General features: G+C 43.8%; 26 protein-coding genes. 20 read left to right on the top strand and 6 right to left on the bottom strand.

The window, feature by feature from the left end; all coding sequences use genetic code 11:
* Window positions 1–46: 46 nt before the first annotated feature.
* Both EKM80_RS09115 and EKM80_RS09110 read left to right on the top strand, forming a co-directional pair.
* Window positions 47–868: a glycosyltransferase family 2 protein gene (locus EKM80_RS09115; RefSeq protein WP_125552809.1), complete on the top strand. Its 822-nt coding sequence runs from the start codon at window positions 47–49 to the stop codon at window positions 866–868.
* Between the two features lie 22 nt (window positions 869–890).
* Window positions 891–1,568 (top strand): carbonic anhydrase family protein, encoded by a 678-nt coding sequence (locus EKM80_RS09110; RefSeq protein ID WP_125552808.1) that lies wholly within the window; start codon window positions 891–893, stop codon window positions 1,566–1,568.
* 49 nt (window positions 1,569–1,617) lie between these two features.
* Here the strand turns inward: EKM80_RS09110 and EKM80_RS09105 are convergent, their stop codons facing one another.
* The 4 genes from EKM80_RS09105 to EKM80_RS09090 all read right to left on the bottom strand — a co-directional run bounded on the left by EKM80_RS09105 (window position 1,618) and on the right by EKM80_RS09090 (window position 3,956).
* Window positions 1,618–2,286 carry an EAL domain-containing protein gene (locus EKM80_RS09105; RefSeq protein WP_125552807.1) on the bottom strand — a complete coding sequence of 223 codons (669 nt, stop codon included), beginning with the start codon at window positions 2,284–2,286 and terminating at the stop codon, window positions 1,618–1,620.
* Between the two features lie 231 nt (window positions 2,287–2,517).
* Complete coding sequence (locus EKM80_RS09100; protein WP_125552806.1) at window positions 2,518–2,850, bottom strand: hypothetical protein; 333 nt, start codon at window positions 2,848–2,850, stop codon at window positions 2,518–2,520.
* Window positions 2,851–2,858: 8 nt separating this feature from the next.
* Window positions 2,859–3,629 carry a tyrosine-protein phosphatase gene (locus EKM80_RS09095; RefSeq protein ID WP_125552805.1) on the bottom strand — a complete coding sequence of 257 codons (771 nt, stop codon included), beginning with the start codon at window positions 3,627–3,629 and terminating at the stop codon, window positions 2,859–2,861.
* A gap of 90 nt (window positions 3,630–3,719) precedes the next feature.
* Complete coding sequence (locus EKM80_RS09090) at window positions 3,720–3,956, bottom strand: hypothetical protein (RefSeq protein WP_125552804.1); 237 nt, start codon at window positions 3,954–3,956, stop codon at window positions 3,720–3,722.
* A gap of 188 nt (window positions 3,957–4,144) precedes the next feature.
* Between EKM80_RS09090 and EKM80_RS09085 the strand changes: the two genes are divergently transcribed.
* From EKM80_RS09085 to EKM80_RS09020, 14 genes are all read left to right on the top strand, one after another.
* Window positions 4,145–5,215, top strand: coding sequence for a permease (locus EKM80_RS09085; protein WP_125552803.1), 1,071 nt, complete (start codon window positions 4,145–4,147; stop codon window positions 5,213–5,215).
* 150 nt (window positions 5,216–5,365) lie between these two features.
* Window positions 5,366–6,757, top strand: coding sequence for an FAD-binding oxidoreductase (locus tag EKM80_RS09080; protein ID WP_125552802.1), 1,392 nt, complete (start codon window positions 5,366–5,368; stop codon window positions 6,755–6,757).
* 362 nt (window positions 6,758–7,119) lie between these two features.
* Window positions 7,120–7,836: a D/L-lactic acid transporter LarD gene (gene larD, locus EKM80_RS09075; RefSeq protein ID WP_125552801.1), complete on the top strand. Its 717-nt coding sequence runs from the start codon at window positions 7,120–7,122 to the stop codon at window positions 7,834–7,836.
* A 98-nt stretch (window positions 7,837–7,934) separates the two neighbouring features.
* Complete coding sequence (locus EKM80_RS09070) at window positions 7,935–8,357, top strand: GNAT family N-acetyltransferase (RefSeq protein WP_125552800.1); 423 nt, start codon at window positions 7,935–7,937, stop codon at window positions 8,355–8,357.
* Between the two features lie 159 nt (window positions 8,358–8,516).
* Window positions 8,517–9,251 (top strand): 16S rRNA (guanine(527)-N(7))-methyltransferase RsmG, encoded by a 735-nt coding sequence (gene rsmG / locus EKM80_RS09065; RefSeq protein WP_125552821.1) that lies wholly within the window; start codon window positions 8,517–8,519, stop codon window positions 9,249–9,251.
* Window positions 9,252–9,278: 27 nt separating this feature from the next.
* Window positions 9,279–10,043 carry a ParA family protein gene (locus EKM80_RS09060; RefSeq protein ID WP_125552799.1) on the top strand — a complete coding sequence of 255 codons (765 nt, stop codon included), beginning with the start codon at window positions 9,279–9,281 and terminating at the stop codon, window positions 10,041–10,043.
* The gene (locus EKM80_RS09055; RefSeq protein WP_125552798.1) at window positions 10,036–10,908 is read left to right on the top strand and encodes a ParB/RepB/Spo0J family partition protein; all 873 of its coding nucleotides are present in this window, start codon (window positions 10,036–10,038) and stop codon (window positions 10,906–10,908) included. Before EKM80_RS09060 ends, EKM80_RS09055 begins: the two co-directional genes overlap by 8 nt.
* A 2-nt stretch (window positions 10,909–10,910) precedes the next feature.
* Window positions 10,911–11,102, top strand: a complete 192-nt coding sequence (locus tag EKM80_RS09050; protein WP_125552797.1) for a DUF951 domain-containing protein — start codon at window positions 10,911–10,913, stop codon at window positions 11,100–11,102.
* A gap of 53 nt (window positions 11,103–11,155) precedes the next feature.
* Entirely contained in the window at window positions 11,156–12,256 is a 1,101-nt protein-coding gene (gene ychF, locus EKM80_RS09045; protein WP_125552796.1) for a redox-regulated ATPase YchF, read from the top strand.
* Window positions 12,257–12,271: 15 nt separating this feature from the next.
* The gene (locus EKM80_RS09040; protein ID WP_125552795.1) at window positions 12,272–12,973 is read left to right on the top strand and encodes a DUF1129 domain-containing protein; all 702 of its coding nucleotides are present in this window, start codon (window positions 12,272–12,274) and stop codon (window positions 12,971–12,973) included.
* A 290-nt stretch (window positions 12,974–13,263) separates the two neighbouring features.
* A complete protein-coding gene (guaB, locus tag EKM80_RS09035) occupies window positions 13,264–14,751 on the top strand; it encodes an IMP dehydrogenase (RefSeq protein WP_125552794.1) in 1,488 nt (495 codons plus the stop codon).
* A gap of 125 nt (window positions 14,752–14,876) precedes the next feature.
* The gene (locus EKM80_RS09030; RefSeq protein WP_125552793.1) at window positions 14,877–15,311 is read left to right on the top strand and encodes an SHOCT domain-containing protein; all 435 of its coding nucleotides are present in this window, start codon (window positions 14,877–14,879) and stop codon (window positions 15,309–15,311) included.
* Between the two features lie 15 nt (window positions 15,312–15,326).
* A complete protein-coding gene (locus tag EKM80_RS09025; protein WP_125552792.1) occupies window positions 15,327–15,953 on the top strand; it encodes a hypothetical protein in 627 nt (208 codons plus the stop codon).
* A 63-nt stretch (window positions 15,954–16,016) separates the two neighbouring features.
* Window positions 16,017–16,919 carry a YihY/virulence factor BrkB family protein gene (locus EKM80_RS09020; RefSeq protein WP_125552791.1) on the top strand — a complete coding sequence of 301 codons (903 nt, stop codon included), beginning with the start codon at window positions 16,017–16,019 and terminating at the stop codon, window positions 16,917–16,919.
* 10 nt (window positions 16,920–16,929) lie between these two features.
* Here the strand turns inward: EKM80_RS09020 and rbsK are convergent, their stop codons facing one another.
* Together rbsK and EKM80_RS09010 are read right to left on the bottom strand one after the other, a co-directional pair.
* A complete protein-coding gene (gene rbsK / locus EKM80_RS09015) occupies window positions 16,930–17,859 on the bottom strand; it encodes a ribokinase (RefSeq protein WP_125552790.1) in 930 nt (309 codons plus the stop codon).
* 172 nt (window positions 17,860–18,031) lie between these two features.
* Window positions 18,032–18,220 carry a hypothetical protein gene (locus tag EKM80_RS09010; RefSeq protein ID WP_225418851.1) on the bottom strand — a complete coding sequence of 63 codons (189 nt, stop codon included), beginning with the start codon at window positions 18,218–18,220 and terminating at the stop codon, window positions 18,032–18,034.
* 329 nt (window positions 18,221–18,549) lie between these two features.
* Here EKM80_RS09010 and EKM80_RS09005 point away from each other — a divergent pair, with 329 nt between their 5' ends.
* The 4 genes from EKM80_RS09005 (at window position 18,550) to EKM80_RS08990 (ending at window position 22,069) form a co-directional block, all read left to right on the top strand.
* Complete coding sequence (locus EKM80_RS09005; RefSeq protein ID WP_125552789.1) at window positions 18,550–18,876, top strand: hypothetical protein; 327 nt, start codon at window positions 18,550–18,552, stop codon at window positions 18,874–18,876.
* Between the two features lie 368 nt (window positions 18,877–19,244).
* A complete protein-coding gene (locus EKM80_RS09000; protein ID WP_125552788.1) occupies window positions 19,245–20,345 on the top strand; it encodes a prephenate dehydrogenase in 1,101 nt (366 codons plus the stop codon).
* A gap of 4 nt (window positions 20,346–20,349) precedes the next feature.
* Window positions 20,350–20,874 (top strand): shikimate kinase, encoded by a 525-nt coding sequence (locus EKM80_RS08995; protein ID WP_125552787.1) that lies wholly within the window; start codon window positions 20,350–20,352, stop codon window positions 20,872–20,874.
* Window positions 20,864–22,069 (top strand): MFS transporter, encoded by a 1,206-nt coding sequence (locus EKM80_RS08990; RefSeq protein WP_125552786.1) that lies wholly within the window; start codon window positions 20,864–20,866, stop codon window positions 22,067–22,069. Before EKM80_RS08995 ends, EKM80_RS08990 begins: the two co-directional genes overlap by 11 nt.
* The last annotated feature ends 98 nt before the right edge of the window (window positions 22,070–22,167 follow it).

The following is a 22,167-nucleotide window of genomic DNA, read 5'->3' as shown; positions in this document are numbered from 1 at the left end:
TTGCTAGATTTTGGTATACTGGTCATTGAGGGCGGGTGAGTGCGGCGTGACAAAAGAATTTACGGTAATCGTACCAATTTATAACGTAGCAGCTTATTTGGATCAATGCTTGGTGAGTTTACAGGCGCAAACATACCCAAATTTTACTGTGTGGTTAATTGATGATGGTTCAACCGATGCTTCAGCAACTGTGGCTGCAGCTTGGGCCAACAAAGATTCGCGCTTTCACTTATTGCAACAAGCTAATCGTGGCGTATCCGCAGCACGCAACGTCGGTTTGCAGCAGGCACGCGGCGACTATGTTTGTTTCGTGGATGGTGATGATTGGTGCGAGCCAACGTATTTAGCTAATTTCGCGAAGCAAATGGCCCAACCAGATGCGGACATGGCGCTTTGTGGTTACTATACGGATTGGCCTAGCTTGAAAGTTTTGTTAGGCGATACAGCGCAACGGTTGTTGGATCAACAAAAAATGTTAGCGGCAGTGTTGAAGCCTAGTGGTGATGTTCGGGGGTTCTTGTGGAATAAATGTTACCGCCTAGATGTGATACAGCGGCACCAACTAACATTCGACGAGGAAATTACATTGCTAGAGGATCAATTATTTAATGTGGCCTACGTGGTGCATACGCAATATTTTTACTACACGGCTACACCGCAGTATCACTATGTCACGCGTAATGACAGTGCCATTCATAAATGGACACCGCACACGGTGCCAGCTGAACTACAAGCATTGAATCGAATTCAACAATTATTGGCGCAATATCCACATTTGAAATTTGGTCCGTTAATGAGTCGCCGCCGCAAACGAATTCGTCATGACTTAGCTACCCGCCTACAGCAGCACCGAATGACGCGAAAATGATTAATAAAGGAGTGGTTTGTTTATGGTAGAAAAGTTAGATTATGCGCAACAAGCTAAGTGGCCGCAAACAAGTGGTCAACAGCAGTCGCCGATTGCATTGACAGTTAAGGCAGGACAAGAGATCGAAGCCGCTGACCTATTAGAATGGCAAGTGCCGTATTATGGCGAAACGCTTAGCGATGAAGGCAACAACTTGCAGTTGGCGGGCCGCGGTTTCGCCAAGTTGGATCACCGCAACTATCGCTTCGTCCAAATGCACCTGCACACACCAGCTGAACATACAATTGAGGGCCAACAACCAGCGATGGAATGGCATTTTGTCCACGAAAACTCATTAGGCCAAAAAGCAGTGGTCGCGGTGACAGCAGTACTTGGTAAAGAAAATCCACAGCTGAACCAAATTTTAGCGGCATTTGTCCCTAAAACAGCAGTACCGCTACCAGAAACTATTTTACTGACTTCATTATTACCGACACGCGGGCTGATTTACCGTTATGTGGGCTCGCTAACCACACCACCACTTAGTGAAGGGGTCGAATGGTTCGTTGCCGCTGAACCAGTGACAATTTCCGCCGCTCAATTAGCACAGTACCGTGAGTTATTCCCGCAGGATAACAATCGCGAATTACAACCGCTAAATCAGCGTCCCGTAATGGGCTATAATTTAGGCGACGGCAGTCCAGAACAACCAGAATACTAGTAATAAAAATAACAGCTTGATCTGAATTCAGATCAAGCTGTTATTTTTGTTAAGCTTCTGCAGGTAAGTATTCTGGCCGACCAAGAAAATAGCCCTGTAACATCTCAACTTGATAATGAGAAAGAACAGCGATATCAGCAACCGATTCAACGCCTTCGATCGTCAACAATTTGTGATGTTGTTTAGCCATGGCGTGCCAATAAGTTAATTTCGGTAAGATTGCTTCTAACGTTTGGGCAGGACGAAAATTTTGAACGGCAAATTTGTATTCATGGACATAAGGATCCATCAGCTCGATTCGGGCTAAATTATTATCGCCGGAACCGACATCATCTAAAATCACACGCATACCAAACTGATCAAAGCTTCTAGCGGCTGCTAATAATTGTGTATCAGCGATCGGATGCTTAGCTGGGTGTTCAGTTAGTTCCACCGCCAGATTGACTGTTGGTAATTGTTGCTTGATCTGGGCAAAGCGTAAGTAAAACTTGGGATCAACAAATTGGTCGATATCGGCATTGATCGATAGATTGGGCGTTGATTTTGGTAATTGTGGCGCAGTTCTGATCAGCAGGTCGATAATTTGTTGCGCCGTAAATTGACTAAAATCAGTCGGAACGCGCCAATGATCAGGCTCGCCTTCACGTAAAAATAGTTCATAGCCAAACGGTGCAAATGGTTCCCGTGAGTACCGTGGCTGACCCCAGAAGCATAACATAGGCAAATCCTCCATGAAAGATAAAAACACGTCGCGCTCTGATGAGGGACGTGTTTAGTGACAATATAAGATTCAGAATACTTATTCTCTTTTAATCTGCGCATAAGCATAGCAAAATTTGTATACAATTACAATAAGAAATTTAGTAAAGTTTACCTTTTTTTGTGCTAAATACCTGAGCACAACGACTTTGTATTGGTGAAAAGCGCAAATTCACCATGGTAAAAAAACTCACTTATTTTCGGTAAGATGTTGTTCGCGCAAAACAGCATTCGTTGTCGCCTTAAAAGCGGCTTGATTAGCAGTGTCTTCAGGCTCATCATGTAAACGCGCCTCGGCAATCGCCCAGTGGACAATATTTTCCGTTACACGTAGTTCATCGGTTAATATTTGAAAATCATAATTGGCCGCTAACATCGCGGTTAGTTCCTTATACCGGCGTCGATTTGAGATTTCGCGGAAACGACTCCCATCTTTATGACTGGTCGCTTCAAAAATTAATAGTGGTGATTCTCGAGCGGCGGCGATAAGTTGATTTTGCAACTGTTTCATTTTAGGTGACATAGTTGACCTCATTCTAAATAGTTAGCGCGTAATGTAGTGATATCCGCGGCAGTAAAACCAAGTTGATCGATTAGATAACGCTCAATCCCGCCAAATGCGGCCAGCGTCGCAAAAACGGCGTCAAAATTGGCATCCTCAACGGACAGCGTTTGGTTCATTCGGTTAGTTAAATCTTCGCTTTCATTTTGCGCAACAACTTGTTCAATGCTGGCACGATTGCCGGCACCAAAAATTTGATTTGTGAGCAAATAATCGCGCTTGATCGTTTCTGGCGCCACGTTAAGCGCGCTTAAAACTAGCATCGCGCCGATACCGGTACGATCTTTACCCGCAGCACAGTGAAAAACGACACTTTCCTTTTCACCAGTAGCGTCCAGCATAGCCTGAAAAATAGCGCGCCAAGCTTGTTGTGGATGAGGATCAGCAATCATTTGTTGGTAGACCTGAGAAAACATTGCCCAGTTTTGATCTTTTAATTTGATATCCAGGCCACTAAGCGAATCGCGTTCGCTGAAAGGATAGACTGGCGCTGGAATCATTTTGGTGGCAGCTGGTAAACGGTCGGGAAAAGAAGCCATTTCATGTTCGGAACGCAAATCAACATCATAACGTAGGCCATAATTACCTAGTGCTGCAATATCGCTAGGTGTCAATTCATCGAGCCCACCAGCGCGGAGCAGCTTTTGCCACTTCACTTTGCGGCCGTCGGTGGTGCGATAGCCACCGAGTTCACGAAAATTAATACCGCCTTCTAAATTGAGTACGCGTTGTGGTTTCATGACAATTGTTCCTCTCTGACTAAATTATTGGTTTAATTATACCACCAGCGACAAAAAAAGCGCATGGCAGGCTGCCACACGCTGGACTGATTATAAGCGACCAGAATAAATCATGAAACTAATATAGCAAACATCGTCATTAGGCAGAGTGTAGCCGGTGTTGATATTACTACCATCATCTTCGTGTAGAACGACGAATTCGCCGGTGCCGTAATCTTGCTGATTTAAGTAGGTTACTAATTTCTCATCGCATTCGGCTAATGTTTCACCGGTGACAATGCGTTTGTTCCAGCCGCGATGAATTGCGTTATTTGTGTTTGTGTTCATTGATAGTCATCCCCTAATACTTGTGTAAGTTAAGTATGAGCCTTACTAGATACATGGTCAAGCGCTGGTGGTAGCTAAATAAAAAAGATAAGCTCTAACTAAAAATTTGGTTAAAGACCGCTGCATTCGTGCTAAAATTTAAGAAAGCGCTTTTATAATTATATTTTAATTCTTAGGGGTTGGTAGACATGAATAATGTTGAGTATAGGGCACCAAGCAATCATAGAACTGCACGGCGCGTCATTTTGGTAGTGATTTTTTTAGCCGTTTTACTTGGGGGATTATGGTACGTTAAGTGGTCACCATACTGGCAAAAGGCTTTGTTGGCTGGTTCGACGCATTCAATTGGAACCGCGATTATTGCTGATATTGGCGCTAAGGCCAGTGGCCCATCATTACAGGCCGGTTGGTCGTTTACAGTGGCCTATTTTACATCTGTTTGGAAGGCCGTTGTTTTAGGTTTATTGGTGGGTTCCTTGATTCAAGTTTTGATTCCAACCAGTTGGATCAAGCGTCATCTTGGCGGTACGCGTTTCCAAGATTCATTAGTGGCTGCCTTAGCTGGTGTGCCAACAATGATGTGTACCTGTTGCAGTGCGCCAGTTGCAGTTGGCATGAAGCGGTCAAAGGCATCAACCAACAGTGTAGTGGCTTTCTTCTTGGCTAATCCAGTGCTGAATCCAGCAACACTTGTTTTCATGGGTTTTGTCCTGGGCTGGAATTTTACGATTTTTAGAATTGTTTTCGGCTTGATCACTGTTTTAGGTATTGCAACACTTGTGGCAAAATTCGGCACCCAAAAGAGTGTTGAACTGCCTGATAATAAGATGTTTGATCCAATTGTTGAATCTAACGAAGCACTGATTGTTCGCTGGATCAAAGCTTTGGCACGTTTAGTGATTGAAAGTATTCCTGCCTACGTGGTTATTGTTTATATCTTAGGTACTTTTTCCGGCGTGCTATTCCCAGCTATTCATAATGGTTTAAACGGCGGCATATTAGCTATTTTACTTTTTGCTGTTGTTGGTACTTTATTTGTACTACCCACTGCTGGCGAAATTCCAATTATTCAAGCATTAATGGCTTTAGGCTTATCAGCCGGCCCAGCGGCAACGTTATTGATTGCTTTACCAGCAGTTAGTATCGTGTCATTAACGTTACTGAAGCCTGTCTTCTCATGGAAGAATTTAGGTATTATCGGCGGTGGGGTTGTTGTGATGAGCATCATTGCTGGTCTATTTGGAAGCTTTATTCTTTAGTCAACTATTCGAAAAGTGTGGTCAACCGTACATTTTACGCGCTAACCACACTTTTTTAGCACGCAAAATAAATAAAAAACATTGCACTTACTTTTTGTAAGGACTATACTCATGGTATTGAATCTTATTTCCTGAAGGGAGTTTTGAACAATGGCTTTTTTCCCAGCTTATAGTGATACAGAAATAATTGAATTTTTGAAGGCACAGGCACCAAATGCAATAATCGTAGCTGATACAGAAGGACTGACGGCACACCAATCCGGTAAATATGGACTTGGTGCTGGTGGGCACTTATTGGCCTATATTGAAGTTGCCGATGTTGCTGATATTCAAAGCGTTTTACGGACGGCGCGTAAATTCCATTTGCCAGTCATTCCGCAGGCAGGTGCGACTAGTACCGTCGCTGGTTCAGATGGCTTGGAACATGGCCTGATGTTATCGACTAAGCGAATGAATAAAATTATTGATGTTAATCGTGCTGACCAAGTTGCTGTTGTTCAGCCTGGTGTCATCAATCAGGATTTAGATAATGCGGCACGCAAGGTTGGCATGTTCTATGCGCCAGATCCTGGTTCTAAAGCAATTTCAGCAATTGGTGGGAATGTGTCAACTAATGCTGGTGGTATGAGCACTGTCAAATATGGCGCGACTCGTGATAATGTATTAGGTGTTAAGGTCGTTTTAGCTGATGGACGTGAATTATCCTTGGGCCACCGCACATTAAAGCAAGCTTTTGGTTATAATTTGACGCAATTATTTGTTGGTGCTGAAGGAACATTAGGGATCATTACGGAAGTAACCGTCAAAATAATGCCAATTCCGTTAGGTAAACCAATCACTGGGATGGCCTTTTTCCCTGACATGAAAACATTAGCAGCAGCAGTAACGGAGATTCGTGCTTCAGGTGTTTATCCGGCAATGTTGGAAGCTTTAGATGGCGCAACGGTTGCGGCATTGGATCAATTTGAAGGCACCCATTATGCACAAAACAGTGGTGCGTTATTGATCTTGCACCTAGATAACGGTGGCGACGAAGCGTTGCAACAGGTACAAACAATTCTTGGTGATTTCAAGGCACAAAATATTAGTGTGACTAGCGATGCTGATGAACAAGCAGCAATTTTGAAACTACGGCAAGATATGTTACCTGCTGTTTTCGCTAACGGGAATCACGTTATGGAAGATATGGCAGTGCCAATGTCACAATTAGCTAATATGATGGATTATATTGCTAAAATCGCGCAAGAATTAGATGTTGAAATCTATACTGCAGGTCATGCTGGTGATGGTAACGTTCATCCAACCTTGATCTGGCCAAAAGAAGAAACTGAAGTGCCGGCGAAAGTAACTAAAGCGCTACAATTAATGTTCCGTGAAGCCCTACGTTTAGGCGGTACAATTTCCGGCGAGCACGCAGTTGGTTTGCTTAAGAATCAATGGAACAATGAAGAATTAGGCGAAAATGTCGACCAATTACAGCACCAGATCAAAGCGTTACTTGATCCAATGAACTTGTTGAATCCAGGACGGAAAATTGACTAAGGCATTATCTCAGGTCACACGTTTAACCTACAATGTTCGGCAATAGAAAAGAGACTGGGACATGATTTCGCTCATGTAACGGCCTCTTTTTGTGTACAAGCAATTAATTTACAGATTGAAAACGGAATCATCTATTATCGGCAATTAAACTATGGTATGGTTATGCAGATAGGTTTCATGTAAAGAGGTAAACAGCGCTGTATCCAGCCTGATAAAGTTTCTAGCACTTATACATATAATGGGCTAAGCGGACAGTCGGTACCACGACTGCTTTTTTGTTGCCAAAATACCTGAATCAGCCATCAAAAATAACGCGGAACGGCCGTTATGGTCGCCGCTATTTAAATTCAGGAGGAAAAATTTTGGTTCATTCGTTATTAGCGGAGTTCATGGGTACTGCACTTATGATCATCTTTGGTGTTGGTGTGCATTGTAGTGAAGTTTTGAAGGGGACGAAATATCGTGGCTCTGGTCATATTTTCGCCATCACAACTTGGGGATTTGGGATTACAATTTCCTTATTTATTTTTGGTAATGTTTGTATTAATCCAGCGATGGTATTGGCCCAATGTATTTTAGGTAACTTAGCTTGGTCCGTATTCATTCCTTATTCAGTCGCTGAAGTTTTAGGTGGCGTTGTTGGGGCGATGATTGTTTGGGTAATGTACGCCGATCATTTTAAAGCTTCCGAAAGTGAAATTTCACCGATCACGATCCGCAATTTATTCTCGACGGCACCAGCTGTTCGCAATTTACCACGGAATTTCTTTGTCGAATTCTTTGATACATTCATCTTTATTTCTGGTATTTTAGCAATTTCAGAAATTAAAACTCCTGGTATCGTACCCATTGGCGTCGGTCTATTGGTTTGGGCCATTGGGATGGGCCTAGGTGGACCAACCGGTTTCGCGATGAATTTAGCGCGGGACATGGGACCACGGATCGCGCATGCGTTGTTACCAATTAAAAATAAAGCTGATAGCGATTGGCAATACGGCATTATTGTGCCCGGAATTGCACCATTTGTTGGCGCAGCCTGCGCAGCTGTATTCATGCACGGTTTCTTTGGGATTGGTTAATAGCAGCATGATTAAAGTCTACTTATAAGTAGGCTTTTTTTGATGCCAATAATAGGTTATATTAATGATTGAAATGACTTGGACATGGAGGTGGGTAAATGCTAATTCGTCAGGCAACTAAAGCTGATTTACCACAATTAGCACAAATTTATTTAGTTGTGCGCCAGCAAACTTTTACTTGGTTAGCAGCGCCACAGTTGATTGATTTTCAAAATGAAACCAAGGGCGAGCAGCTGTGGGTGGCGGAAAATACGACTGGTATCTGTGGCTTTGCGGCATTTAACCCAGTCGCAGCTTTTGTACATTTACTGATTGTTGCACCAATTGCACAAAGACAAGGTGTTGGCCGTACTTTATTGCATCAATTGCAGCAACATCGGCGGAAAGCACTGCGTTTAAAATGTGTTAAGCGTAATCAGGCTGCATTGGATTTTTACGCTCATTTGGGTTTCCATATCATTAAAGATAATGCTAGTGCACAGCCGGCTAATTATACCTTGCAGGCAACACGGAAAGTCTAGCGCTTAAGCTCTGACTGCTTTTCCAATTTGGAACTGGACATTTTCCGCGAAACGGCTTGCATTTGCGCTTGATTTTCGGTACAGTTAGTAGGTACGTGAAACACAAATGTTTCACGAAATTAGACTATAAATTTAATTTATTTAGAGAGGATGGCGGCAATGACTCCAACTGCTTTTCAAGCGGCTCTAGCTGAGCAAGGTATCGACTTGTCAGCGCAGCAGATGGCGCAATTTCACCGCTATTTTGATGTATTGGTGACGGTTAATCAGCAGATGAACTTAACTAACATCACGGCGGAACCGGAAGTTTATTTGAAACATTTTTATGATTCATTGACGCCTAGTTTTTATTTACCAGAATTACGGACGGAAGCGCTGACGATTTGCGATATTGGTGCTGGCGCTGGTTTTCCGTCAATCCCACTAAAAATTGTTTTTCCACAATTGCAAATTACGATTGTGGATTCCTTAAATAAGCGGATCAATTTTCTCAATCAATTAGCTGGCGAATTGAATTTAGATAAGGTCGCTTTTTACCACGATCGGGCAGAGACTTTTGGTAGCAAACGTAGTGAACACCGTGAACAGTACGATTTGGTGACGGCGCGGGCAGTGGCGCGACTGAACGTATTAAGTGAGTTGTGCTTGCCGTTAGTTAAAAAAGGTGGTCGCTTCGTGGCTTTGAAGGGACAATTACCGGATGGCGAGTTAGCTGAGGCTGAGTACGCCATCAGTAAGCTTGGTGGTAAATTGAACACAACAGCAGCGTTTGAATTGCCAGAAACCGGTGATCAGCGGCATATCATTGTGATCGATAAGAAGCGGCAAACGCCAAAAAGCTATCCTCGGCGCGCTGGGGTGCCCAATCGTGAACCGTTAGTTGCCGCCGATTAAGTTTTCAATATGAAAGGAACTGAATTCATGGCACAAGTAATCGCCATCGCCAATCAAAAAGGTGGTGTTGGCAAAACCACCACCGCCATCAATTTAGGCGCTTGTCTGGCTGAGCTCGGTGCGCATGTTTTACTCGTTGATGCTGATGCACAGGGTAATGCCACTAGTGGTGTTGGGGTTGAAAAAGGCCATATTGAACATGATATTTATAACGTCTTGATTGATGAATATCCGTTATTGCAAGCCATTCAGCATACACAGCACCAAAACTTAGATATCGTGCCCGCCACTATCCAACTAGCCGGTGCAGAAATTGAATTGACTAATTTAATGGCGCGCGAGTCACGTTTGAAGTTAAGCTTGGCGCCGGCGCGCGAACACTATGATTATATTTTAATTGATTGTCCGCCTGCGTTAGGCAACTTGACCATCAACGCCTTCACTGCTAGTGATAGCATTCTAATTCCAGTACAAAGCGAATACTATGCGCTGGAAGGGTTAAGTCAGTTATTGCACACAATCAAATTAGTTCAGAAACATTTTAATCCGGATCTGCGTATTGAAGGTGTTTTGTTGACGATGTTTGATGCACGAACTAACTTAGGTGCTGAAGTCGTGGCCGAAGTGCGTAAATATTTTCCAAAACAGGTTTACCAAACGATTATTCCCCGGAATGTGCGCTTGTCAGAAGCGCCCAGCCATGGGCTACCGGTAATTGATTATGATGCACGGTCTAAAGGGGCAGAAGTCTACGATTTATTGGCAAAGGAAGTGTTAGCTGCCCATGAGTAAGCAAAATAAAAGCTTAGGTCGCGGCATGGATGCGTTATTTAGCAATTTTGATGATTTCACCACGCCGCAAGCCAGTGAGCAAGTGACCATGATTGCATTAAGTGAAATTCGGCCTAATCCATACCAGCCACGGCGCCAATTTGACGAAACAGCGTTGCAAGAATTAGCAGCGTCGATCAAGGAAAATGGTGTTTTTCAGCCCGTGATCGTGCGCAAAAGTATCAACGGTTACGAATTGATTGCAGGTGAGCGACGCTTTCGGGCGTCTAAGCTAGCTAGTAAAACGGAGATTCCGGCGTTGGTCCGCGAAGTTGACGAGCCATTGATGATGGAAATTGCGGTGCTAGAAAATTTACAGCGCGAAGACCTGAATCCATTGGAAGAGGCGGCTGCCTATGATATGCTGATGAAGAAGCTCCATTTAACTCAGGAACAAGTCGCGCAACGCTTAGGCAAAAGTCGACCATACATCGCTAACTATTTGCGGTTATTGACGCTGCCCAATGCAGTGAAGAACTTTGTTGAAGCCGGTGCGTTGTCCATGGGCCAAGCGCGGACCTTGTTAGGGCTGAAGGATAAGAGCAAAATGGTCGCGGTGGCCAACAAAACGATCAAGGAACAATTGACCGTGCGGGAGCTGGAACGCTTGGTTAGTCAGTTAAATGCTGTCAAGCCCACCAAGCCTGCGCCACAGCCAGCTAAATCGCCTTATTTAACTGCTAGCGAAACGCAACTACAGCAGCATTTTGGGACTAAAGTTAATATTGCAACCCATGGTGACAAGGGTAAAATCGAGATCAATTACTTATCCACCGCAGATTTGAATCGTATTTTAGATCTACTAGGTGTGGCAGAGGAGGAATAGCGTTGTTCGATTTAAATGATATTGTTGAAATGAAAAAGCCGCATGCTTGTGGCGCTAATCGTTGGCAAATCATCCGCGTTGGTGCGGATATCAAGATTCAATGCACCCAATGTCAACACATTGTGATGATGTCACGGCGTGATTTTACGCGTAAAATGAAAAAAGTGTTAGAAAAGGCCAGCGATACTGAATAGCTGGGTGCCTTTTGCAACACTCTCAAAATTTGTGAAAGTGAGTGGTTTATAAAATGGCTTTAACTGCAGGTATTGTCGGGCTTCCTAATGTCGGCAAATCAACATTATTTAACGCAATTACAAAGGCAGGCGCGGAGATGGCGAACTATCCTTTTGCCACTATCGATCCTAACGTCGGCATGGTTGAAGTACCAGATGCACGTCTGGCACGGATCGATGAGATCATTCCCGCTAAGAAAATTGTGCCCACGACCTTTGAGTTTACTGATATTGCCGGTATCGTTAAGGGTGCTAGTAAGGGTGAGGGCCTTGGCAACAAGTTCTTGGAAAATATTCGCCGCGTCGACGCTATTGTTCACGTTGTGCGCGCATTTGATGACGATAATATTACCCACGTAACTGGTAAAGTTGCGCCATTAGATGATATTGAAACGATTAATCTTGAATTAGGCTTGGCTGATCTAGATAGTGTTAACAAGCGTTTGGCCAAAGTCGAACGAGAAGCTAAGTCACGCGATAAGGATGCGTTAGCTGAATTAGCAGTTTTGGAAAAGATCCAACCTGTTTTGGAAAATGGTGGTTCCGTTCGCTCCATTGAATTCGATGAAGATGAACAACCCATCGTTAAGGGCTTGTTCTTGTTGACGGCAAAACCAATTTTATACGTGGCTAACATTGCTGAAGACGATATGGCTGAACCTGAGAAGTCCCCTTACGTGCAACAAATCACTGATTACGCGGCTAAGGAAGGCGCAGAAACAATTGCTGTCTGTGCTGAAACTGAAGAAGAAATTGCCGAGTTAGATGATGCTGATAAGGCTGATTTTCTTGAAGCAGAAGGCGTTGAGGAACCTGGCTTAAATCGCTTGATTCGTGCGTCATACCATTTGCTAGGCTTAGGGACATTCTTCACTGCTGGCGGCAAAGAAACCAAGGCGTGGACGTTTAAACGCGGTATCAAGGCACCACAAGCAGCTGGCATTATCCATTCTGATTTTGAACGTGGATTTATCCGCGCTGAAACAGTATCGTTTGCAGACCTAGACAAGTTTGGCAATATGCAAAAAGTCAAGGAAGCTGGTCGATTACGCTCAGAAGGTAAGGAATATATCGTACAAGACGGCGATATCATTGAATTTAGATTCAACGTTTAATTTGGAGGAGAAAAAATGAGCGAAGATAAGCAGGCGCGTAATGCTGGCGTGCAGCAGCATCAAAAGCAAAGTCCAGCCAGCGATTTACCTGATGAATTAACCAAAAAGAATCAAGATTACTTGTATCATTTAAAAAAAGCCTTGGCAGAAACTAAGCTAAGTTCGGAAAAGCAGCAAAAGGCAATCGATGAAACAATTGCAAAAATGATCGCCGGTCAAAAACAAGGCCAAACGGCGCGGCAGTTATTTGGCACCGTCACAGAGCATGTAGCGGCAGTTATTGCTGGCCCTAGAGCTGATCCGAATGCCGGCCAAAATAAATGGTTGTTGATGTTGGACAGCTCATTAATGGTCTTCATGGTCTTCAACTTGATGTACGGTATCATGTTCTTCTTCACTAAGAGTTCGAAAGTTCAGACGGGCCAAGCTGGGATTCTGTCAGAACTTATTCTGGCTATCGTAGCTGGTTACGGTATCATGATGATGCAAACGACTCTGGCACGTGGTGGTAAACGCAAAATACCAATTTGGCGGATGCTAATTTATGGTGTCCTGTTCTTCATCGTATTAACGGGGACCTATACGTTAGTCATGATGATTCCTGGGCCGTTGAATGCTAACTTACCAGCAGTAGTTTATATCGTTATCGGTGCCGCTGCACTAGGGATTCGTATTTATCTCAAGAGTAAATTTAACATTAAAAATACAGTCTTTTAAATAAAAGCGTGGTCGACCTCAGTGTCGCCACATTTTTATTTACGAACAATTATATAACCACAAATATTATTATGTGTAAAAACCGAACATAAAATAATATTTGTGATTTTTTGTTTATGAAAAAACGATTAAAAAGTCTTGACGATACTACTTATCTCTGGTAAGTTAGTCGGTAAACTTAAATCAATTTAACAACCGATAACAGCGTTTATTTGGTGCAAAAGTTACCGGTCTAGGCTTTGATTTTAGTCAAAAATTTAACTCAACTACTGAAGGAGTGGATAATCGCCATGTCTAATTGGGACACGAAATTTGCGAAACAAGGTTACACGTTTGATGATGTATTGTTAGTTCCTGCTGAAAGTCATGTTTTGCCGCACGATGTTGATGTCAGTGTGCAGCTTGCTAAAAATTTGCATCTGAACATACCAATCATGAGTGCTAGTATGGATACGGTCACGGAATCAGAAATGGCGATTGCGATGGCGCGCCAAGGTGGGCTCGGCGTGATCCATAAGAACATGACGATCAAACAACAGGCCGATGAGGTACGCAAAGTTAAACGTTCTGAAAGTGGCGTTATCGTTGATCCATTCTATTTAACTCCAGAACATTCGATTCAAGAAGCTGAAGACTTGATGAAACGCTATCACATCAGTGGGGTACCAATCGTTGATTCACTGTCTAATCGCTTATTAGTCGGTATCATCACTTTCCGCGACATTCGTTTTGTCAGTGATTATACGGTAGCAATTGATACAGTAATGACTAAGGAACCGCTAGTAACAGCACCTGAAGGAACACCTTTAGACAAAGCAGAGCAAATTTTACAACAACATAAAATTGAAAAATTACCATTGATTGACGCTGACGGCCGTTTGAGTGGCTTGGTTACAATCAAGGATATTGAAAAAGCCGTTGAATTTCCTAACGCTGCCAAAGACGATCAAGGTCGTTTGTTAGTTGCTGCCGCTGTTGGCGTGACCAGCGATACTGCCGAGCGCGCTGAAGCTTTACTTGAAGCTGGTGCAGATGCAATTATTATCGATACTGCTCATGGCCATTCAGCTGGTGTGATCCGTAAAATCGGTGAAATTCGTGCCCGCTTCCCAGAAGCAACTTTGATTGCTGGTAACGTCGCTACAGCCGCCGCAACGCGCGCTTTATACGATGTTGGTGTTGATGTCGTGAAGGTCGGTATTGGACCTGGCTCAATTTGTACCACTCGTATCGTTGCCGGAGTTGGCGTACCGCAGTTAACGGCCATTTATGATGCAGCAAGTGTTGCCCGTGAATATGGTAAAACAATCATTGCTGATGGTGGAATCAAGTATTCTGGCGATATTGTAAAAGCTTTAGCTGCTGGTGGTAACGCCGTTATGCTGGGCTCAATGTTGGCTGGGACTGATGAAGCACCTGGCGAATTTGAAATTTATCAAGGCCGCCGCTTTAAGACTTACCGTGGTATGGGTAGTATGGCCGCAATGGACAGCTCACATGGCTCTTCTGATCGTTACTTCCAGAGTGGTGTTAACGAGGCCAACAAGTTGGTGCCAGAAGGTATTGAAGGTCGTGTCGCATACAAAGGTAGCTTAGCCGATATCGTTTACCAAATGGTCGGTGGCTTGCGTTCTGGGATGGGTTACGTCGGCGCCGCTAACTTACAAAGTTTAGCTGACGACGCACAATTTGTTCGCATTTCCGGAGCAGGATTACGTGAATCGCATCCCCATGATGTTCAGATCACTAAGGAAGCGCCAAACTATTCAGTTCAATAAGCATGATGTAACGTCACCAATGACTGGTGGCGTTTTTTTGTCTTGAAATACTTACGCCGTGATTATTGTACTTCAACGGTTAGCAGGGTAAACTTAGGGTAAATAGTTTTAAGGGAGCCTAGCCGATGGAAATTAAAGTGAAGCAGCCTAGTGCGGTCAAAGTGACTTTGGACGAACGACAGTTGGTAATTGAGCAAACAATTAAGCACGGCTTAAGACGGACATCAATGACCACTTCTGTTCCGCGCACTGCGTTGGTTGGGATGGAGATGCACTTGCCGACCGAAGAAGATGATGGCCATTTTCAACTGTCTTATCAATTAGATAAAAAGGCGCCAGAGCAAATAGTCGATTTCTGGTTTGGTTATTCAGATGCGCCATTTATTAAGGAGCTACAGCAGACTTTAGAACGGCAGATCGATAAGAATAGTGAATGGGGCGAAGCTGACTTCGTTGCTAATGGTCAGTTGATCATGGAATATTTGGATATGAAGGAAAAAGGCTTGTTAACGGCAGCGGAATTCGAAGCGAAGAAACGGGAAATCCTCAGACTCGATTGAAGGGAGCGATAGTTTATGGTTAAGCGGCAAAAACAATTGAAAAATAAATTGAAAAACTTACAGCGAGCCACCCAAGAGCGACAGCAACGCTTAGTTAAGCAAGAACCGCGTCAAACTAGTGCTTTAGCACAAAATCTAGCGCTGTTGTCAGACGATGAGCCAAGTTCAAGCGCGCTTGAAACGCCGCTTGATGTTGAAAATGTATCAGTCGCGCACCACCCAGATTTGTTAGCTACCTTGCGGGGATTAATTGCACAACAAAAGTTGCGCGCTTTGCCAGACAGTCGCCTAACAACCGATCAATTAGCTGATTTAGCTACTGAATTACCTTTGCCACTACCACGTGGGTACCAACAGATGTTGCGTGAACTTGGTGTACTACAAGGCTTTGGCTATTTCTTTGCTGGAATCAGTCAGGATAATGTTGCCGCTGACTTAATTTATTTAAATCAAGCTGCCCGTCAGGATTTTTTAACTGCAGTGCAAGCTGAAACGTTACTAATTTTTGCTGCTAGTGAACAACGTTACTTAGCTTTTTCTTATGCGCAAGCAGGCGCGCCGAGTGTTGTTCGTGGCGATCAACAACAACAGACGACTGTGGCACCTGACTTTGCAACCTTCGTGAGCCAGCTAGCAATCTAGCACGATTTTTCTTTTTTAATGGTGAACTTGTTATACTAAAATTAGAAAGCGAGGTCACCATAGATGAAAAAAATCCGGCAGCAGTTATCGATTTGGCAACAGAAAAGTAAACCGTTAGTTGACGCCTATCAAGCAGCCAATATCAGCAAAAATGCGGTGGTGGTAGCTTACTATGCGTTGTTATCGATTTTTCCGTTGCTGATTTTTCTAGGTAACTTGTTGCCGTTTTTGAATATTCCGGTTAAGGAAGTTATGTCCTATATTCAAGCGCTGGTGCCAACTTCGATTTATACGGCCTTAGCCCCTCAAATAAAAGGCTTTTTAACACAAGGAAGCGGCAGTCTGTTATCGATTGGGGCGGTGATCACACTGTGGTCGGCTAGTCGTGGTATTGTTAGTTTACGCGATAGTGTTAATCAAGCCTACGGAATCAAAACCCCACAAAATGCCTTATTGACACGAATTTTATCGTTAGTTTTAACTTTCTTTTTTGTATTGATCATGGCCTTATTAGTTTTAGTGTTCGGTTTTGGCCAAGATATTTTAAATTACATCGTGCCACGTCTAGATCTGCCAACTGTGATTGCGCGTGTCTTTGCCCAATTTAAACTGCCAGTTACTGGTCTAGGGTTACTGGTTATCTTACTGTTACTCTTTTATTTTCTACCTAACGTCCGTCTCCATTTACGTTGCGTCATACCTGGAACGTTACTAACGGCAAGTGGCTGGCTAGTGCTGGCGCAATTTTTTGCTTTGTACGTGCGCTACTTTGCCCGTTCCGTCAGTAGTTACGGGGCAATTGGGACTTTTATTGTGATTATGTTTTGGCTGGTCTTTATTGCACAGATTTTACTACTCAGCGCCTTTATAAACAGACTGGTTGAGGAACATTTTTATGGTGAAATTCAACCAATTCCGGGCAAGGTCCGTGATTGGTGGGAACGTTGGCGTCGAAAAAAAGCGTGATTCCGTGGAATCACGCTTTTTTAACATCACCATCAGCTAAAACTTCATTCAAGTACGGAATCGAAGGCTGTGCGCCGAGTTTTTGCACAGTCAGTGAAGAGGCTTTATTGGCGAAAAGAACGGCAGCCGCTAAGTTACTCAGATCAGGTTCAAGTTGTGAGCTGAGGGCACCGATAAAGGTATCGCCAGCCGCCGTGGTATCGACAGCAGTGACCTTAAAGGCGTCCACAAAGCCTTTGTTGGCATTTGTCTGATAGTAGGCACCTTTAGCGCCAACGGTAATAATAACGGCCTTAACGCCTTGCTTGAGTAAGGCTGTTGCGGCAGCGGTCATGCTAGCTTCATCTGTCACCTTAATACCAGTTAATGTCTCACTTTCAGTTTCGTTGGGCACGATTAAATCAGTTAAGGCTAACAATTCTGGGTCGAGATTAGTTTTGGCCGGCGCCGGGTTTAAAATTGTCGTAACACCGACTGATTTAGCATAACGGAAAGCAGCTAAGGTAGTAGTCAACGGCGTTTCAAATTGAGCAATTAAGAAATCAGCTGCTTCAATCGTTGCTTGCGCCGTTTCGATATCCCCAATTTTGATTTCCTGATTGGTGCCACCATCAACGAGAATACTGTTTTGACCGTTATCATCGAGTAAAATAAACGCTTCACCGGTGTCAGCGTAGTTGCTAGTACTGATTTGGGTAACGTCGATATTGGCTGTTTTCAAGGCCTTTAACATCAACTTACCGTTAGCGTCGTCGCCAACTTTACCGATAAAAGCTGTTTCTGCGTTTGCGCGCGCCGCAGCGATTGCTTGGTTAGCCCCTTTGCCACCGCCAGCAACTTGCTTACCGCTCATGGCCAACGTTTCACCTGGTTTAGGTAAGCGGGGAATTTGGAGAATCGTATCGACATTGATACTGCCGAGAATTGTTACATGTGTCATAACATAGCCTCCAGAATTTAATTTAATCTCATTATACCTAAGCTGACTAAGTTTAGGCAAAAAAATAGAGCTGTTACCAAAATAATTTGGCACAACTCCTCATTATTAACGGAAACTTATCACTGAACTAGTGGAAACATAGCAAAAGTAATTCCCTTACTATGTTCATCTATTAACGATATTGGCGTAAGGCCCGTTGATATTCAGCGGTTGTTAAGCGGCCGGCGGCATATTCACGAGCTAACATTGCTCGGTTCATTGGCCGTTCAACGCGAACTTTAACGGTTTGCCGTTGCCGTAAATTAACACCGATCAAACCAGCCATTAACAGAATCATCAGAATACTTACTTGGATCATCATGGTCACCACCACTTTCTGTGCGATTTGCTTCTATAGGTCTATTGTACCCCTAACTGGTCATTTTTGGCGACGATTTAGTTTAAGAAATTGTGAAAGTTTGGTATAGTAGAGCCATGTTTCTTGCGGCATGATTTTGGCCACAAGAATGGACGTCGCCCGGAATATCAAAGATTATTAGCGGGCTTAGCTAATAATCAACCTGTTAATGGAGTAGAGCCATGTTTCTTGCGGTGACCGAAACGGGTTAAGTTGAGGAAATGCAGTTGCGGACTTTGCAACTACGCGCCTTAGTGGTGAAGTATAAAAAATTCTAAAAAAGAGGTAGCGACATGTTTGAACCAACAAAAAAGCGTCAAACTGCAGATGAAGTAAAAGAACGTGTACCAGCAACTGTCATTAGTTTATTATGGCAAACAGTAAGTGATTTTCGCACTAAAAAGAAAATTGTTTCATCGCCACTGGCAATGGCCTTTAGCGATGACCATGATGCCGAACATATCTATGTTTTAGTCATGCAGGAAAATGGTGATGTGGCTGAAGAAGTCACATTAAATTATAATGGATCAACTGATTTCCTAGGCCAAGGAACAATCGTGATTGTCACTGATAAAAATAAAACCATCAATATGGCGCTAAGCAAGCTGAATAAGGATTAAGCGCGTTATCAAGCGCGCTTGATCGTAACTGTTTTGAAAAATAATTTGACGGTTTTCATTCTATGTGCTATTCTCATAATAATTTAATAATCGATTTTGTCACCACAATGACAAAAGTAGTGTATTACCTCAGTGAACAGAGAATTGGCGGTCGGTGCAAGCCAAGCAGGGTAACAGCATGAATTATTTTGTGGCGCCGATGGACTTAGCCATTATCTAATTATGAGTGCAGAATTAATTCTGAAGCTGGGTGGTACCACGGTAAATCGTCCCTGTTGTCGACAAGACAGCAGGGACCTTTTTTTATAAAAAAGTAGGCCTTGGTAACTATGTTTTCATAAAATAAAACGAAACAGGAGGTGTCAGTTATGACAACAGTGATTATTGAAGGCTTGGGTTTGATCGGCGGTTCACTCGCGCTTGCGCTTAAACAGGAGGTGGCTGACACTTATCTGATTGGTTTAGATCAAAATTTAAGTAGTCTGCGTTTTGCTAAACAAGCAGGCATTATTGATGAAATCGGAACTGGTTTGGCGGCTGTTGCGCCACAAGCAGACGTTATTATTTTAGCCACGCCGGTCGAAAAAATTGCCGCTTCATTACGATTATTAGCCACGTTAACTTTAAAACCAAATGTGATCATTACTGATACTGGCAGCACTAAGCAGGTTGTAATGGCCGCTGCAGCACCATTACTGACGCAGGGTGTAACGGTGATTGGTGGTCATCCGATGGCTGGTTCACACAAATCAGGCGTTCACGCCGCTAACGCTGATCTTTTTCGGAGTGCTTACTACTTTTTGGTGCCGGGACAACAGACAGCACCACTACAAGTTGCGCGGTTACAACGTTTATTAGCTGGTACCAATGCTAAATTCTTGCAGGTTGAACCGACTGAGCATGACCATATTGTTGGTATGCTCAGTCATGTTCCGCATATGCTAGCCGCCACCTTAGTTAATGAAACAACACAACAATTTAAAGATTCACCGACTGCTTTGCGTTTAGCTGCGGGGGGCTTTCGTGACATGACGCGAATTGCTTCCTCGGATCCACAAATGTGGGCCGATATTCTGCTGACTAATACGGCACCAATTCAGCAAATTTTACACCGTTACATTGGGGACTTAACTGATTTAGAGCAGGCAATGACTGCCCGTGATCAAACCGCGTTGTTAGACTTTTTTAATCAAGCAAAGGTGACCCGCGACGCAATCAACCCGCAAAAAGCGGGTGCTATTCCAGGTTTCTTCGATGTTTTTGTTGATATTCCTGATCGAACTGGCGCTATTGCTGAAGTGACTACGATTTTGGCGCAGGCGGAAATTCAGTTAGTCAATATTCAAGTGCTGGAGACACGGGAAGAATTAAATGGTATTTTACAGATAACTTTTGCTAGCGAAGCAGCACAACAACAAGCACAACAACTGCTGGCAGCACAACAAATCAATATTTTAAGGAGGGCGTAAAAGAATGTTAGATGTGATTTTAGTTGGCTTCATGGGCACCGGCAAAACAACAGTTGGGGAGGTACTAGCGGCTAACTTTAAGCGCCCGCAAATTGATTTAGATGATGAAATTATTGCCAGTGCTGGCAAGTCGATCAAACAAATTTTTGCGGATGCAGGTGAAACTGCCTTTCGTCAGTTGGAAACACAAGTATTGCAGCAGGCCTTTGCTAAAAGCGGCATCTTATCAACTGGTGGCGGTGTGGTTGAATCAGCGGCTAATCGCCAATTGTTGCAAACCACCACGATTCCAGTGATTTATTTACAAACGGAACCAGCGGCAATTTTTACGCGGCTTAAAGGTGACGACGGTCGACCGTTAGTACAACAGTTGGGTGAGTCTGGTTTACGTGAGCTATGGCAACGGCGGGCACCACTGTATCAATCAGTCGCAACGCATACGGTCACCACGGATGCGCGGACACCAGAAGAAGTAAGTCAACAAATCCAACAATTAATCGGTCAGGAAGTGTCACATTATGCAATCTAAGCGACTTATTCTAGGACTATATTTAAATTATTTTGTACTTGGGATCAGCCAAATTATTTTAGCGCAAAATATGGATGCTCTACGGCTACACTGGCACACAACAACTGCTGGCGTGGCCTTTGTTATCTCGGCGTTAGGGGTTGGCCGGTTATTGGTTTATCTATTATCGGGCTTCCTATCTGACCGCTTTGGGCGGCGACCATTTGTCATGCTGGGAATGGGGGCCTTCGTTGTTTTCTACGCTGGCATCTTACTTAGTCCTAATATTTACATTGCTTTTGGCTTCAGTGTTTTATCGGGGATCGCCAATTCTTGTTTGGATACGGGAACTTATCCAACGCTGATTGATTTGTTCCCACAGCGCGATGGAGCGGCCACAGTGATGCTTAAGGCCTTCATGTCCTTAGGCGAATTATTTATTCCGCTGATCATTGGCTTGTTAACAGTTGGCCATTTATGGTATGGCTGGTCAATGCTGTTTGTCGTTGCCGTGATCCTGTTAAATGCGTTCCTGCTTTGGGGCGCAGATTTTCCTAGTCAAGCGGCAGTTAAACAGCTAAGTGCCAGTGAACAAGCAGCACAAAAAACACCGGCTAAATGGTACCTCGACGGCGTACTGTTCGTTATGTACGGCTACTTATCAATGGCTACCTTCTATCTGATTGCGCAATGGCTGACCAAATATGGTGCATCTGTGGCGGGAATGGGTAGTTTAGCTGCGCACGCTTTGTTGAGTTATTACAGTATCGGTTCGATTGCTAGTGTAATTTTGACAGCAGTGATGGTCAATCGCTTAGTCAAACCGCTGACGATTCAAGTGGGCTACACGTTCATGGCGTTATTGGCAATCGTTGCAATGTGGCAATTTCCTACGCCAATTGTACTCAGTATTGGTGGCTTTAGTGTTGGGTTCTTTGCAGCAGGAGGTGTGATGCAATTAGGCCTAACCACAATGGCGAAGTTTTTTCCAATCGGCAAAGGGCTGGTCACGGGTATCTTCTATACTGCCGGCGCGCTGGCATCATTTTCGATTCCGCTGATTACCGGCGCATTAGCGCAAACTAATATGCACGGCATCATGCTCGTCGATGTGATCATCGCGGCCTTAGGTTTCATCGTTTCCATCGGCATCAGCCTACGGTATCGCGTCTTATTCGGTAAAGCGACTACACCTGAACTAAATTTAGTCAAATGAAAGAAGTGCTACCGTTACCCGCTGAATCATGGCGTTAACAGTAGCACTTCTTTTACCTGCGTCGGTGAAGTTTGATCAAGCTGACTAATAGCGTTGGA

The sequence above is a fragment of the Loigolactobacillus jiayinensis genome, assembly GCF_003946445.1.
Classification (GTDB): Bacteria; Bacillota; Bacilli; order Lactobacillales; family Lactobacillaceae; genus Loigolactobacillus; species Loigolactobacillus jiayinensis.
Note: the sequence above shows the minus strand (reverse complement) of the source record. Positions and strands in the feature narration are given on the sequence as shown.

Excerpts from the sequence above, each read along its gene's own strand:
- EKM80_RS09110 (WP_125552808.1), top strand. The coding sequence starts at position 891 with ATGGTAGAAAAGTTAGATTATGCGCAACAAGCTAAGTGGCCGCAAACA.
- EKM80_RS09105 (WP_125552807.1), bottom strand. The coding sequence starts at position 2,286 with ATGTTATGCTTCTGGGGTCAGCCACGGTACTCACGGGAACCATTTGCA.
- EKM80_RS09100 (WP_125552806.1), bottom strand. The coding sequence starts at position 2,850 with ATGTCACCTAAAATGAAACAGTTGCAAAATCAACTTATCGCCGCCGCT.
- EKM80_RS09095 (WP_125552805.1), bottom strand. The coding sequence starts at position 3,629 with ATGAAACCACAACGCGTACTCAATTTAGAAGGCGGTATTAATTTTCGT.
- EKM80_RS09090 (WP_125552804.1), bottom strand. The coding sequence starts at position 3,956 with ATGAACACAAACACAAATAACGCAATTCATCGCGGCTGGAACAAACGC.
- EKM80_RS09085 (WP_125552803.1), top strand. The coding sequence starts at position 4,145 with ATGAATAATGTTGAGTATAGGGCACCAAGCAATCATAGAACTGCACGG.
- EKM80_RS09080 (WP_125552802.1), top strand. The coding sequence starts at position 5,366 with ATGGCTTTTTTCCCAGCTTATAGTGATACAGAAATAATTGAATTTTTG.
- EKM80_RS09070 (WP_125552800.1), top strand. The coding sequence starts at position 7,935 with ATGCTAATTCGTCAGGCAACTAAAGCTGATTTACCACAATTAGCACAA.
- rsmG (WP_125552821.1), top strand. The coding sequence starts at position 8,517 with ATGACTCCAACTGCTTTTCAAGCGGCTCTAGCTGAGCAAGGTATCGAC.
- EKM80_RS09060 (WP_125552799.1), top strand. The coding sequence starts at position 9,279 with ATGGCACAAGTAATCGCCATCGCCAATCAAAAAGGTGGTGTTGGCAAA.
- EKM80_RS09055 (WP_125552798.1), top strand. The coding sequence starts at position 10,036 with ATGAGTAAGCAAAATAAAAGCTTAGGTCGCGGCATGGATGCGTTATTT.
- ychF (WP_125552796.1), top strand. The coding sequence starts at position 11,156 with ATGGCTTTAACTGCAGGTATTGTCGGGCTTCCTAATGTCGGCAAATCA.
- EKM80_RS09040 (WP_125552795.1), top strand. The coding sequence starts at position 12,272 with ATGAGCGAAGATAAGCAGGCGCGTAATGCTGGCGTGCAGCAGCATCAA.
- guaB (WP_125552794.1), top strand. The coding sequence starts at position 13,264 with ATGTCTAATTGGGACACGAAATTTGCGAAACAAGGTTACACGTTTGAT.
- EKM80_RS09030 (WP_125552793.1), top strand. The coding sequence starts at position 14,877 with ATGGAAATTAAAGTGAAGCAGCCTAGTGCGGTCAAAGTGACTTTGGAC.
- EKM80_RS09025 (WP_125552792.1), top strand. The coding sequence starts at position 15,327 with ATGGTTAAGCGGCAAAAACAATTGAAAAATAAATTGAAAAACTTACAG.
- EKM80_RS09020 (WP_125552791.1), top strand. The coding sequence starts at position 16,017 with ATGAAAAAAATCCGGCAGCAGTTATCGATTTGGCAACAGAAAAGTAAA.
- rbsK (WP_125552790.1), bottom strand. The coding sequence starts at position 17,859 with ATGACACATGTAACAATTCTCGGCAGTATCAATGTCGATACGATTCTC.
- EKM80_RS09010 (WP_225418851.1), bottom strand. The coding sequence starts at position 18,220 with ATGATGATCCAAGTAAGTATTCTGATGATTCTGTTAATGGCTGGTTTG.
- EKM80_RS09005 (WP_125552789.1), top strand. The coding sequence starts at position 18,550 with ATGTTTGAACCAACAAAAAAGCGTCAAACTGCAGATGAAGTAAAAGAA.
- EKM80_RS09000 (WP_125552788.1), top strand. The coding sequence starts at position 19,245 with ATGACAACAGTGATTATTGAAGGCTTGGGTTTGATCGGCGGTTCACTC.
- EKM80_RS08995 (WP_125552787.1), top strand. The coding sequence starts at position 20,350 with ATGTTAGATGTGATTTTAGTTGGCTTCATGGGCACCGGCAAAACAACA.
- EKM80_RS08990 (WP_125552786.1), top strand. The coding sequence starts at position 20,864 with ATGCAATCTAAGCGACTTATTCTAGGACTATATTTAAATTATTTTGTA.